The organism is Armatimonas sp. (assembly GCF_043757465.1).
Classification (GTDB): domain Bacteria; phylum Armatimonadota; class Armatimonadia; order Armatimonadales; family Armatimonadaceae; genus Armatimonas.
In genome coordinates this window covers 1-13,186 of sequence record NZ_JAYVPL010000144.1, presented here as the reverse complement: position 1 = coordinate 13,186, position 13,186 = coordinate 1, and the positions used below count along the sequence as shown (strand labels likewise).

The 13,186-nt window shown below is 57.5% G+C and carries 9 protein-coding genes; all 9 read left to right on the top strand.

Annotated features, from left to right (window positions below):
- The first annotated feature begins 203 nt into the window (after positions 1-203).
- The 9 genes from ACH2ED_RS19920 to ACH2ED_RS19880 all read left to right on the top strand — a co-directional run bounded on the left by ACH2ED_RS19920 (position 204) and on the right by ACH2ED_RS19880 (position 13,083).
- Positions 204-4,844: an FtsX-like permease family protein gene (locus ACH2ED_RS19920; protein ID WP_395094478.1), complete on the top strand. Its 4,641-nt coding sequence runs from the start codon at positions 204-206 to the stop codon at positions 4,842-4,844.
- A gap of 13 nt (positions 4,845-4,857) precedes the next feature.
- The gene (locus ACH2ED_RS19915) at positions 4,858-6,924 is read left to right on the top strand and encodes a hypothetical protein (protein WP_395094477.1); all 2,067 of its coding nucleotides are present in this window, start codon (positions 4,858-4,860) and stop codon (positions 6,922-6,924) included.
- Positions 6,925-6,949: 25 nt separating this feature from the next.
- Positions 6,950-7,921, top strand: coding sequence for a hypothetical protein (locus ACH2ED_RS19910; RefSeq protein ID WP_395094476.1), 972 nt, complete (start codon positions 6,950-6,952; stop codon positions 7,919-7,921).
- 13 nt (positions 7,922-7,934) lie between these two features.
- On the top strand, positions 7,935-8,351 hold the full coding sequence (locus ACH2ED_RS19905) for a PqqD family protein (RefSeq protein ID WP_309696162.1): 417 nt from the start codon (positions 7,935-7,937) through the stop codon (positions 8,349-8,351).
- Positions 8,348-8,986 carry an ABC transporter permease gene (locus ACH2ED_RS19900; RefSeq protein ID WP_395094475.1) on the top strand — a complete coding sequence of 213 codons (639 nt, stop codon included), beginning with the start codon at positions 8,348-8,350 and terminating at the stop codon, positions 8,984-8,986. The genes ACH2ED_RS19905 and ACH2ED_RS19900 overlap by 4 nt, the downstream gene beginning before the upstream one ends.
- A 66-nt stretch (positions 8,987-9,052) precedes the next feature.
- The gene (locus tag ACH2ED_RS19895; protein WP_395094474.1) at positions 9,053-9,808 is read left to right on the top strand and encodes an ABC transporter ATP-binding protein; all 756 of its coding nucleotides are present in this window, start codon (positions 9,053-9,055) and stop codon (positions 9,806-9,808) included.
- Positions 9,809-9,812: 4 nt separating this feature from the next.
- On the top strand, positions 9,813-11,255 hold the full coding sequence (locus ACH2ED_RS19890; protein WP_395094473.1) for a M28 family peptidase: 1,443 nt from the start codon (positions 9,813-9,815) through the stop codon (positions 11,253-11,255).
- Positions 11,256-11,299: 44 nt separating this feature from the next.
- Positions 11,300-12,049 carry a family 16 glycosylhydrolase gene (locus tag ACH2ED_RS19885; protein ID WP_395094472.1) on the top strand — a complete coding sequence of 250 codons (750 nt, stop codon included), beginning with the start codon at positions 11,300-11,302 and terminating at the stop codon, positions 12,047-12,049.
- Entirely contained in the window at positions 12,046-13,083 is a 1,038-nt protein-coding gene (locus ACH2ED_RS19880) for a methionine synthase (protein ID WP_395094471.1), read from the top strand. The genes ACH2ED_RS19885 and ACH2ED_RS19880 overlap by 4 nt, the downstream gene beginning before the upstream one ends.
- Positions 13,084-13,186 lie beyond the last annotated feature (103 nt).

Below are 13,186 nucleotides of genomic sequence, written 5' to 3'. Positions count from 1 at the left end.
TGCTTGAGACCCCAATGCCTGAAGTAGCTCAAGCGAGCCAAAAGGAGGAATCCTTGACAGGCTGACGGCATTCACAATTATAGATGCGCTGGCCCTGGGAGGCGAGGCAGGAATTTGCCCTGGTTGCGTTGAATGACTCTGACGTGCTATTATCACGACGAATCCCCTCGGTGACGGGGGAGGTGGTACGAAGGAACTCCTCGATGATGACTCTTGCGCGCTTGGTTCGTCAGGCTGGCCTCTTGCTGACGGCGCTCGTCGCAGTCTCTTCGTCGGTCAGGGCTGCGGTAGACCCCGCTCTGGCGGACAAATACAAGGCACTGGCGGCGACTGTAGACAATACAGCACTGGCACAGACCATTCGTGAGCTCTCTAGTAACGGCTCACGGGTCGTGGGCTACCCCGGTGAGCGCCATGCAGCGGACTATCTCGAGAAAGAGTTCAGGAATCTCTTTGGAGATGCCAATGTCAAGGCGGAGAGCTTTACTGCCACCGTTCCCATGGACAAAGGAGCGCGCCTTGATGCCAATGGGAAGACCTACCCTCTCTACTGCATCTGGCCCAATCTCGTGCGCACCAGCCAGCTCCCGCCTGAAGGCTTGGCCGGTCCTCTGATCTACGCCAGCAACGGTTTGCTCGGTGCGTTCAATGGCAAAGAGATCGAGGGTTCGATTGTCCTCGTGGATTTCAACTCCGGCACGGACTGGCTCAACGCCCCTCGCCTGGGGGCAAAAGCCGTAATCTTTATCGAGCCAGACAAGACCATGCGCGGCGAAGCCGAGGCAAAATTCGTCTCGATCCCCCTCTCCATCCCACGATTTTTCATTAAGAAAAGCGATGCCGCCGCACTTCAGGCGCTGGCACTCTCCCGCAAGAGCTTGCAGGCCACGCTCCATGCGGACATGAAGTGGGAGCAGGTTCAGGCAAAGAACTTCCTGGGAATTCTCCCCGGCCAGAGTAAAGATCCCAAGATCGCCAAGCAGATTATCGTCGTGCAGAGCTACTACGATGCCATGTCAGTGGTGCCCGCACTGGCTCCCGGCGCGGAGCAAGCGGGCGGAATGGCGGGCCTCCTTCAGACGGCGCAGACATTTAAAAAACGAGGCAATGAGCGGACGATCTGGTTTCTAGCGACCTCGGGGCACTGCCTGGGGCTGCAAGGTGTGCGTGAATTTATTGATAACCACATAGACGACTGGCAGGTTCCAGGGCCATTTGCCAAGCTCTTTGGACAGGCAAAAGAGCCGACAGACCCGATCTATCTCTGGGTGGGGCTCGATCTGGCCAGTCAGACCCGGGCGCTGGGAATTTTCTACAAAGCCCATCTCATCAATGTCCGTGAGGACACTCAGAACCTGTTCTCCGATATTGCCCGTGTCTCCCGTGAGAACAATGACAAAGTCGCCGAGGTGCTGGGCTACGATGCCAAGAAGCGCTTCTCCGATGGGGTCAACCCGGTGGACGGCAAGAGCTGGCGCAACTTTATCCCTGGACGTCCCGCTTTCGATGCCGAGGTGGTGGGGATGGCGGGTGGCTTCGGGGTTACTTTCTCGTCCATTGACGACTCGCGTAACCAGGTGGATACGCCGTTTGATACGTTTGAGAAAGTCAATATCGCGAATCTTGCGCTCCAGCTCAAGACTTTTGTCTGCTTGCTACAGCACTACATCAACGATCCCAACGACCAGAACGCCGATCCCAAAAAACAAATCCCGCTCTACAAGACCTGTCAGTGGACCCGGATGGGCCTGCGCTCTGGCTTTGCGACCCTCAAGGGTCGTGTCCGTGAGTACGAGCCGCGCCGCTCCCTGGTGCCGAGTGACCCCGTAGATCGGGCCCTTGTCGTCGTGCCGCACAACTCCAATACCAAGAGTTTTATTGGAGTACGGGGCAATTTTATCCAGATGGTGAGCGACGACCAAGGCGGCTTCAAGGGCAAGGAGGGCAAGGCGAGCTTTGCTTTTAAGGGCATGCCCCCCACGACGGCGGATAACCAGGAGCACCGAGTCGAGTCCTATCACGTGGACTCCAAGAGCGGCGATATTGACTATGCCCCAGACAAAGGGGTGACCGGCGCTGCCTATCCTAGTCAGTTCCGCATCACGACCGGAGAAAAAGAAGTCCTCTCAGTGCTCTTCCCGTGTGTTGCCACGAATATCTTCGACCTGGTAGATCAGCAAGCACTCCGTACACTCTCCACCATGACGATCTACGATGGTATCTCCAACGGTGAGCCCCGTCAGTTTGGCTATGTGCTGGCCAAGCCGGAGCCTGGGGTCAGCTATGTCGAGGATACGGCAGTTGTCTTTGCGCGGCGTGGCGATGAGTACGGCTCGGGCACGGAGAAGAATGCTGCCACCAACAAGCTACGCCAGTTTAAAATCGTCATGGGAAGCGGCCCGGCGGCGACGCGGTTCTTGCTCATCAACTCGACACCTAGCAACCCGGAGGGTGAGGGCTATGTGATGGGGGCGGGCAAGGGGAGCGATGCCATTGAGTCGTCGCGCTCGTCGGCGATTATCCACACTGCGCTCCGTGTTGCACAGGACATGTGGAAGCTCGATGACTTCCGTATCCAGCGCCTTATCACAAACAATATCCGCAACAAAGGCATCGAGGGGCTCCATGCCAATGCCAAGGAGTTCATTGACAAAGCCGAGGTAGCACTCGCGGCCAAAGACTACCAGCGCTTCGATACCTACGCCCGGGCGGCGTGGGGCTACGAGAGCCGCGCCTACCCGGATGTGACCAAAACGCAGCAGGACGTGGTCAACGGAGTGATCTTCTATCTGGCTCTGATGATCCCCTTTGCGTATTTCTTGGAGCGCCTGCTCTTTGGTTTCTCGGACCTGAAGCGCCAGCTCGGTGCGGTCTTTGCGATCTTCCTGGTGATCTTTGGCATCTTCGCCGCGATCCACCCGGCGTTCCGGATCACCCTCAATGCAGGAATTATCCTGCTCGCCTTCATCATGATGGCGCTCTCCGTTCTGGTAACAGTACTCGTCTGGCAGAAATTTGAACAGCAGCTCAAGCAGCAGACTAAGGCAATGACCGGGACGCACTCACTGGATGCTGGGAAGAGTTCTATTGCAATTGCCGCGTTTGCACTCGGGGTGGCGAACATGCGCCGCCGTGCGACGCGTACCACCCTCACTTGTGCGACTCTCGTCCTGCTGACGTTCACGGTACTCGCTTTCACGTCCATTGTGCAGGAGCTACGCTTCAACCAAGTGCCTGCGCCCGGCAAGCCGCTCTACAACGGCATTCTGCTACGTGACCCGAACTGGAACGCGCTTCAGCAAGTGGCGTATCGCCTGCTCGATGATGAGTTCGGGAAGACGCGTTTAGTGGCACCGCGTGGCTGGTTCCTGGGCACGCAGCCGGGTGAACAGACTTTTTTAACACTCAAGCGTGCCGACCGTGAGTTTGGGGCCAAGGGTGCCGTGGGCCTCTCCCCGAACGAGGCAAAGGTAACGGGCGCTGCCGATGCCCTCGCGGCGGGTCGTTGGTTCTCACCGGGAGACACGCTGGTGATGATCCTGCCGCGAAAAGTGGCGGACAACTTGCGCATCACCGACGGTGATGTGAGCAATGCCTCCGCAAAGGTCAGCTTCTCGGGCCAAGACTATACAGTGATTGGGATTCTGGATCAGGATAGGTTCAAGCAGGTGCTAGACCACGACCAGGAGCCGCTCACTCCCGTCGACTTTGTCCAGATGCAACAGCTCCAGAAGCAGGGCAAGACGGATAACTCCAGCGGCTTCCAGCAGTACCTACACCTCGACTCCGATGTGATCTTCTTTGTGCCCTACCAGACTCTGATTAATCTGGGCGGTGATCTGCGCTCGGTTGCCATTGGCTACGGCGACGATGAGTCGGCAGTGGTTAAAGAGCTTAAAGAAAATCTCATGAAGCGCTTCGATATGAACCTCTATGCCGCATCTGAGAAACTCAAGGAAAACCCCGGCAAGATCGAGCGGTTCTCGTCGGTAGGGGCGACCAAGGGCGAGGATTTTGGGACGATTCTGATTCCCATTCTAATTGCCGCGCTGATTGTCTTAAACACAATGCTCGGCTCGGTCTTTGAGCGCATTAAAGAGATTCATATCTTTAGCTCCATCGGGCTCTCCCCGAGTAATATCGGGACACTGTTCATGGCGGAGGCGCTGGTCTATGCGATTCTCGGGTCTGTCGCGGGCTACGTCCTGGGCCAGGCCATCAGTAAGCTGCTCTCAACATTCCACTTGATGCAGGGGCTCTCGCTGAACTTCTCATCGGTGAGCGCCGTGCTCTCCACACTCGTGGTCGTGGCAGTGGTGATGCTCTCGACTCTCTGGCCCGCGAAGAAGGCATCGGAAGTTGCCAGTCCCTCCAGTAGCAAGACTTGGTCTGTACCTGACCCCATCGGTGATGACTGGCACATCCGGCTCCCCTTCGCCGTCACGGGGAATCAGGCATCGGGGGTGAATGGTTTTCTTGCGGAGTGGTTCCAAAGCTACGAGGGCTACTCCGTCGGCGACTTCATCACTGAGGGGATTGTCCGAGAGAGCTTCGAGATGCCCAGGGGCCATGCCTACCGGATTGGCTGCAAAGCCTGGCTCGCGCCCTTTGACCTGGGGGTCTCACAGATGATCCGCCTAGAGACACTCCCGACCGATCTTGAGGATGTCTTCGATCTGAAGCTCACCCTGCACCGAGTGTCAGGCGATGTCTCCAACTGGAAACGCGTCAACCGGCGCTTTCTTAATACCCTGCGCAAGCAGTTCCTGGTCTGGCGCACCCTGAGCGCCGCTGATCGAGAGCGCTACCTAACCCAGACCGAGTTCGCGAGTGTGGAGGCGTAAAATGGCAAACGAAATGGACGATAAACACAGCAGCTCCGAGGAGCACGGCAGCGAAGACGTCGCGACGCCTCAGCACAAAGACCATCAGGATCATAGTGTCCAGGACGCCCGTGATTTTATCGAGGCAGAGTCCCAGGGTGATGATAGTGCCTTCGACGAGGGCTTCACCGGCAAGACAATCTTGGGTTCGATCTTTGTCAGCCTGATCATGACTGCGGGCGCGATCTATTTAGGGTTGGTCGCGGGCTCAGGACTCGGGGCAGCATCACAGTGGGTGACCATTGTCCTCTTTGCGGAGATCGCACGCCGCTCGTTTTTACCTCTCAAGCGCCAGGAGATCTTTCTTCTCTACTACGTCGCCGGTGGGCTAGCCGCAGTCGCGGGTGCGGACCGTGGAATCTCCGGGGGGCCTTTTGGCTGGCTGATCTGGAACCAGTACTACATCCAGAGTCCCCAAGCCGCGTCCATTGCCAAGGAAATTCCCTGGTTCTCGACTCCCAAGCCTGGCTCGGCGGCACTGGATCATCGTAGCTTCCTCCACCCCGACTGGTGGGGCCCCATTGGTGTGATGATGCTCCACCAGACTCTGGAGCGCCTCTCCTGGCTCCCGGCGGGCTACATTCTCTTCCGCGCCACGAGCGATGTCGAGCGACTCCCCTTCCCGCTGGCTTCGGTAGCGGCATCGGGTGCGACGGCTCTCGCGGAGGCCGGAAGCAAAGAGGACTCCTGGCGCTGGCGTATCTTCTCAACCGGAACCGTGGTGGGTTTGATCTTTGGTGGGGTCTACACCGCGATCCCGATCCTTACGGGAACGATGTTCGGCAAGCCCGTGATGCTTATCCCGATTCCCTTCATAGACTTCATGGCGTCCACGGAAACCATTCTGCCCGCAGCCCCCGTGGGTTATTCAGGGGACTTAGGCAAGATTCTGACGGGATTTGTGCTCCCCTTTGAGATGGTCGTGGCTAGCTTCGTCTCATCTATTGTGTGCCAGATGGGGCTCAACCCCTTTCTCTACCGCCAGGGTGTGCTTAAGCAATGGCACCCGGGAACCGAGTCTATCGAGACACGCGTGGTCAACCACTTCGACTTCTGGCTCTCAGCAGGCATGGGCATCCAGATCGCCATCGCGATTATCGGACTCTATATTATTATTAAGGGCTCGATTGAGGCATCCCGTGGTCTGAAGCGAGGAACGCGGGGAGCGTGGCATGAAGTACCGGCGGGTCGTGGTGACAAAGCGGGCTGGTGGAAGATTGCCTTAGGAATCTGGCTCCTAGCCACACTGGGCTATATCGCCTTCACACACTACTTAATCCCAGATTTCCCCGTGATGCTGCTGCTTGGCTATGGCCTGCTCCTCACACCGCTGAACTCCTATGTCGCCGCTCGAATGTTTGGTTTGACCAGCCAAGACGCTCAGTTCCCATTCGTGAAAGAGCTTACCGTGATGGAGTCGGGCTACAAGAAAATTGACTGCTGGTTCGCTCCGATGCCTATCCACGACTACGGCTCGCTGGCACAGCGCTTCCGTGAGGTGGAACTCACCAAGACCAAGTTCACGTCCATTCTTAAGGCGGAGCTACTCATGTTCCCGCTGATCATGCTGGGCGGGTTTATGTACTGGTCGTTCATCTGGGGCACCAGCCAGATTCCCTCCAGTCAGTACCCCTTTGCACAGCGAATGTGGCCTCTTATCGCATCGCAGCAGGCAATCTGGAACCAGATCAATAAGTCCGGGGGAGCCGCGTGGGTTCTGGAGTCCATCAAGCCTCTGTACATCGCGGGAGGGGGCGCGATTACTTTAGCGCTCTACGGAGTGATGTATGTGGCAAAAATACCGATGCTCGCGTTCTATGGCGCAGCAGGCGGTGCCAACGCACTTCCCGCCGATACCATTCCGACATTCGTGGGGGCCTGTCTGGGTAAGTACTACTTTGCCAAGCGCTACGGTGTCACAAAGTGGCGTAACTATGCGCCGGTTCTTCTGGCGGGCTTTGCGTGCGGAACGGGCCTGATCTCTATGGCGGCTATCGCTCTTGCTCTGATCGCGAAGGCAGTCCAGCCGCTTCCCTTCTGATTCTCATCTGATTCTCAACCAAACCATGACTGCTGCACCGATCAAAGAAACACGACGACAGACCAAGCTATTGGGCTGGCAGGGGTTCACCTTGCGTGTCCCGGACGACTGGGATCTGACGGGTTTTTCGGGTAGCTACGATGAGGGTTACTTGCGCGTAGACGATGGCGAAGAGCAAGGACTGGAGCTCAAGTGGGCAACAGAGCCTAAGAAAACCAAAAAACCGCTGGATATCGAAGTGCGCGCGGAGTCCTATCTGGCATCGCTGGGCCGGGCGGCGAAGAAGAAGCGCCTTGCGTTTGACAGTGAGCTGACCCCGGTGCCGCGTGGGGTTCAGCGCCCCGGACGGGAGGGCTTTGGGTTTAAGTGGACAGGAGACAAGAAAGCCTTCGGAGCGCTCTGGCACTGCAAAGAGACACGCCGTGTGGTCATCGCGCAGGTTGTGGGAGATCGGAGTGGGCGCAAAGGCCTGGCGGGCGTGTCCGAGGGGATTCTTGCCTCCATCGAGAACAAAGACGCTGAACCTGGCTGGCGATTCTGGTCGCTCTACGACCTACAGGTGGAGCTTCCGAGCCGCTTTAAGCTCGCGAGCCAGCAGCTCATGAACGTGTACCTACGCCTCTCGCTCGCCGATGGAATGGAGCGGGTTTCCGTGGAGCAGTGGGCTGTCGCAAATGTCGCCCGCAAAGATGCCTACCTAGATGCCTGGCTCGAACAGAATGCGCGCGGCGAGCTCGCGCAAGTGCGCTACCAAGCCGATGAGGCGTCTGTTTGTGGGCACGAGGCGGTAGCAATGCACGGGGGTCTGGCGTTTGGGGCACCCTGGGTGCAGGCGTTTCGCGAGCTTCTCAGCCTGCGAGTTCCCGCGACACGATTCTCTGCCCGCGCGTGGCACTGCGAGCCTTCCAATAAGATCTATCTCCTGCAGAGCCTGCGCCCGTTTCGGGCCTCAGATAGTATTGAGGAGCTGGTGAGCCGGATGGAGTGCCACGTATGAGAGAGTGCCACGTATGATCGGGCAGCTTCGGGCAATGGTGGAAGGACGTCGGTACCGCCCCAGCCGCACACAGGTGCTGACATCGCGGCCTATTCGCCACCCTAAAATAGTCTGGTCACGCGAGCCCGCTCGCGAGGACGGCCTCCCGGACCTCATTCTCGTGCGGATTCCCCGGCGGCAGGATCGTTGGGGGAACTTTGTGGCAAAGTGGTTCAAGCTACCCGACCATAAAAAAATCGAGCTGGATCAGATAGGCTCCGAAGTGTGGGAGCTCTGCGACGGTGCCCATAATGTCGAGAGTATCTCCCGCCAGATCAGCCAGAGTTATAAGCTTAATAAACGTCAGGCGGAGACCTCGGTCACCGCCTACCTGAAGATGCTGGCGGACCGACGACTGATCGGCCTGCAGACCGGAACAAAGAAGAAATGAGCAACGCAACAGAGCCTACCGGCACCACGAATAAGAAACGGGGCGTCCAGCTCCCTTTCAAAAAAGCCTTTGAGTTCGCGCTCAATACGATCAAGATCCGCTTCTGGCGCTCGATGATCACTGCGGGCGGGGTGTTCCTGGGGATCGCGTTTTTAGCGTCCGTTCTGACCAGTAAGGCGGTGGCAGGTGCGAATGTCTCCGTGACGGAAGCCGCCCGCAGCAACTGGCTGGTAGCCCTCTCCCTGCTGGTCTGCGCAGTGGGCATCACCAACGCCATGCTGATGAGTGTCACCGAGCGTTTCCGCGAAATTGGAACGATGAAGTGCCTGGGAGCGCTGGAGCAGTTCATCGTGAAGATCTTTCTCATTGAGGCCGCACTCATGGGGGCAATTGCTTCGTCACTGGGCTACCTGACTGGGACTTTACTAATGGTCGCCACTAAGTACTTCTCCTTCAATCCTAAGACTGCCTTTCATGGAGAGACCTGGATCGGCTCGTTCACGGGCGGAACATTTGGGGGGAACTTAGTACTCTGCGTCGGGCTTGGCATTGTGCTGACGATGGTAGCGACACTGTTCCCGGCGATCACGGCGTCACGTATCCCGCCTGCAGCGGCGCTAAGATCCGACGTTTAGTGGTTTAGTGGTTTAGTGGTTTAGTCGTTCAGACGGTGATGGGGTTATGAGGTTAGAGAAAAAATAATGAGCAACGAAAAAAGCAACGGAACCGGCAAGGTGGAGTATGTTGTCCGCGCCAAAGACCTGACCAAAGAGTTTGTAATGGGCAATGAGATCACTCGGGCGCTCAAAGGCATCTCGATAGATATCAAGCGTGGCGAGTACATCTCGATCATCGGGCCGTCGGGTTCGGGTAAGTCAACGTTCTTCAACATGATCGGTGGTCTGGACAAGCCCAACAGCGGGACGGTCTTTATCAACGATGTGGACATGGCTCAGCTCGATGCCAACGAGCTCGCGTTTCTGCGCTGCCACACGATCGGCTATATCTTCCAGACCTTTAACCTGATTCCGGTGATGACGGCACTGGAGAATGTCATGCTGCCCACGGTTTTTGCGGGGATGCCCAGCGATGAGGGCACGGCGCGGGCGATGGAGCTTCTCGACACGGTCGGGCTGGGCCACCGCTACCACCATAAGCCTGGTCAGCTCTCTGGCGGTCAGCAACAACGCGTCGCCATTGCCCGGGCACTTGCCAACAACCCTGCTATTGTTCTGGCCGACGAGCCCACGGGTAACCTAGATCAGAACACGGGATCGGAGATTATCGCCCTGCTGCGCCAGCTCAATCAGGAGCACAATGTCACTATTATCACGGCGACCCACGACCCGAAGATGATCCGTGTCTCGGACCGCGCCGTGATTATCCGCGATGGTCTGGTGGATCAGATCCAGAACCGTGCGGAAATCGAAGCTGAGTTTACAAACGACGGACACTAATTTTATGATGCTCTATTCCCCTCCCCCTGCCCTCGTCGCCCTTGCACAGCCCTCGGCCAAGCCGGTGGATCTGCACACTGCCCGGCTTATCGGCGACAAAGTGATCACCCAGGAAAACCTGCGTGACTACCTGACGTTTATCGCCTCCGATGCTCTCCAAGGCCGCGACACACCGTCGCAGGGGCTCGATGTCGCGGCGCAGTTTATTGCCTTTCACCTCAAGCGCTTCGGTGTCAAGCCTGGTGGGGATGATGGCACGTACTTCCAGAAGATCCCGATGGTCAAGACGGGCTTCGATGAAGCTAAGTCGAGCCTGTCGCTCACGGAGTCTCCCGTGCGTTTTGGCGAAGACTTCGCCATTGATCGCGGCCAAGGCAGCGCAACAGGAGAGCTCGTGGTGATCGCCTCTGAGCTGGGCACGACAGGTGTTTCGGGCAAAGTGGTGTTGCTGGGCGTTCAGGCAAGTGACGCCGTCTCATCGCAGGCACTGGCCGCGGGCGCTGTTGCTGTCCTGCGTTCCTCGACCAACCAGACCTGGTGGCGACGGCAGGCCGTCCAGACAAATCGCAGAGCATTCTGGCGGATGGAGCGCACTCCCACCCCAGAGCCGCCCGCAGCACCACCCGTGGTGACTCTCAGCCCCGAGGCGAGCGCCCTCTTTCTGGCCAGCGCGGGCAAGAGTGTAGTGGTGAACGTTGTCGCAAGAGTGGAGCGCATCTACACCCAGAATGTCGTCGGCATTGTCGAGGGAGTTGACCCAAAACTCAAGAGCGAGTATGTCGCAATCGGGGCGCACTACGACCATGTGGGCACTGGTGGACGCGGTACGGATACTATTTTCAATGGTGCCGACGACGACGGTTCCGGCACGACTGCCATTCTCTCCATCGCGGAAGCCGCCGCCAAAGCGCGCCCGAAGCGTTCCTTGCTGTTTGTCTGGCACTCGGGCGAGGAGAAAGGCATGCAGGGCTCCGGCTACTTTGTGGATAAGCCCACCGTCCCTCTAGCCCAGATCACCGCGCAGCTCAACATTGATATGATTGGGCGCAGCAAACCCGCAGGTGATACCAAGCCCTCTAACCGCGATCTCTCCGGCCCCGATGCCATCTACGTGATTGGCACGACCATGATGAGCACGGAGCTGGGGAAGCTGATTCTGAGCACCAATACCAACTATCTGAAGCTGAACTACGATCCGAAGTACGATGCCCCCGATGACCCAAACCGTTTCTTCTACCGCAGCGATCACTACAGCTATGCGAAAAAAGGAATCCCGATCTGCTTCTGGTTCGACGGTGTCCACGAAGACTACCATCAGGTAGGCGATGAAGTCAGCAAGATTGATTTTGCAAAAATGGAGAAGATCACCCGAACGGTCTTTCTCACAGCAATTAATATTGCCAATCTGACGGAGCGCCCCAAGGTTGACAAGCCGCTGAACCGGTAAGCCGTCCGGATTGTCCCCCCACTGGGCGGGGGGTAGGGAGCAGGATGTATAAGTTAGTCTGGGCCGAGGAGTTCGATAAACCCGGCCCACCCAATCCGAAGGACTGGAAGTTTGAAACAGGCTTCCAGCGCAATGAGGAGCATCAGTTCTATCAAGCGCAAAACGCTTGGTGTGAGAAGGGCAAGCTGATTATCGAGGCGCGACGTGAGAAAATCAAAAACCCGGCGTTCAAGCCGGGCAGCAGCAACTGGCGCGAAAACCGCGAGTTTGCTCAGATTACGTCGGCGAGCATGAGCACATCGGGATTGCAGAGCTGGCAGTACGGGCGCTTCGAGATGCGCGCAAAAATTGACACACAGCTCGGTCTGTGGCCTGCATTCTGGACTTTAGGCGCTGAGGGCGAGTGGCCCCGTAACGGCGAGATAGATATTATGGAGTTCTATCGCGGCCAGCTTCTTGCCAATGTTGCCTGGGGAACCAAGCAGCGCTGGAATGCAAAGTGGGATAGCACAAAGACACCTCTGGAGTCGCTGGGCAAAGACTGGACGAAGAAATTCCATGTCTGGCGGATGGACTGGGACGAGACGGCTATCGAGCTTTTCGTAGATGACAAACTCCTGAACCGCACGGAGCTAGCAGCTGCCACCAATCCCGATGGCAAGTGCCCGTTTAAGCAACCACACTATCTTCTGGTCAATCTCGCCGTCGGTGGGCAGAACGGAGGGGATTTCTCGCAGACGAAATTTCCGACGCGCTACGAGATAGATTACATTCGGGTGTATCAGAAATCATGAAAAACATTCCTCTTCGCACCACCGTGATTGGCAGCTATCCGTTTCCGGGGTGGCTGGAATTTGCCGCCGCCAACTTAGATAAATTTGGCCCAGATGATCTTGCCGAGCTTCAGGAAGACGCGGTTATCGCCGCGCTCCATGATCAAAACACCGCCGGTCTTGATGTCATCACCGACGGCGAGCAGACGCGCCTGGATTTTAATTTAAGCTTCTACGGCTACATCAACGGCATAGAGCTAGAGAGTGCGCCACCGCGTCACTTTGGGCCGCCCGCTCACGATCAGCGCGGTAAGCATCCGATTGTTGCAGAGCTCAGCGCTCCCAAAGGACTTGGGGCTGTGGAGGAGTTCAAGCGGCTGCAAAAGCTTGCTCCGAAATCCAGTGCGACGCTGAAAGCGAGCGTGCCGGGGCCGTACACGCTCTCGGGGCGCTTGCTTCCTGGCGCAGTGTACGCCGACCGCTGGGCAATCACCGAGGCACTTATGCCGTTAGTCCAGGCCGAGTTAGTAGCTTTAGTCGAGGCCGGATGCACCGAAATCACCGTGGATGAGCCCTCGATGAGCTGCTACGCTCATAAAGAAGACCCGGAGCGCTTCGTTGATATTTTTAATCGCACAGTCGCGCCGATTGTGGGCAAGTGCCATCTTTCTACGCACCTTTGCTTTGGCAACTACAAAGCCCGCGCGGTCGGCCCGCGTCAATACGCCCCAATGTTTCCGGCGTTCTTAAAATTTGCCGCCAATGAGATCCATGTGGAGATGGCAAGCCGAGAGTTTGCGGAGCTGGAGATTCTTACGCAGATCGCTGCGGTGGGAAAGATCGCCGCTGTGGGGATTGTGGACGTCAAGAGCTACTATATCGAGACGCCTGAGGACATTGCGGAGCGCGTGCGCCGCTGTTTGAAGTTCGCCCCGGCGGAGCAGCTCGCCTTTGCACCAGACTGTGGCCTCTCACAAACCGCGCGCTGGGCGGCGAAGAAAAAGCTCGCCAACATGGTCGCTGGTGTGGAAATCGTCCGTAACGCGATACGATAGGGTCTGTGACGACTCCCCCCGCTAAAGCTGGGGGCTTCTTGGGAAATCCATGAGGCAATCCTCTTGATTAACTCCCAAAGGCTCCGTCCGAGCCGTAGGCAAA

What these genes read in the sequence shown, in the direction of transcription:
- ACH2ED_RS19920 (WP_395094478.1), top strand. Translation starts at nt 204, where the DNA reads ATGATGACTCTTGCGCGCTTGGTTCGTCAGGCTGGCCTCTTGCTGACG.
- ACH2ED_RS19915 (WP_395094477.1), top strand. Translation starts at nt 4,858, where the DNA reads ATGGACGATAAACACAGCAGCTCCGAGGAGCACGGCAGCGAAGACGTC.
- ACH2ED_RS19910 (WP_395094476.1), top strand. Translation starts at nt 6,950, where the DNA reads ATGACTGCTGCACCGATCAAAGAAACACGACGACAGACCAAGCTATTG.
- ACH2ED_RS19905 (WP_309696162.1), top strand. Translation starts at nt 7,935, where the DNA reads ATGATCGGGCAGCTTCGGGCAATGGTGGAAGGACGTCGGTACCGCCCC.
- ACH2ED_RS19900 (WP_395094475.1), top strand. Translation starts at nt 8,348, where the DNA reads ATGAGCAACGCAACAGAGCCTACCGGCACCACGAATAAGAAACGGGGC.
- ACH2ED_RS19895 (WP_395094474.1), top strand. Translation starts at nt 9,053, where the DNA reads ATGAGCAACGAAAAAAGCAACGGAACCGGCAAGGTGGAGTATGTTGTC.
- ACH2ED_RS19890 (WP_395094473.1), top strand. Translation starts at nt 9,813, where the DNA reads ATGATGCTCTATTCCCCTCCCCCTGCCCTCGTCGCCCTTGCACAGCCC.
- ACH2ED_RS19885 (WP_395094472.1), top strand. Translation starts at nt 11,300, where the DNA reads ATGTATAAGTTAGTCTGGGCCGAGGAGTTCGATAAACCCGGCCCACCC.
- ACH2ED_RS19880 (WP_395094471.1), top strand. Translation starts at nt 12,046, where the DNA reads ATGAAAAACATTCCTCTTCGCACCACCGTGATTGGCAGCTATCCGTTT.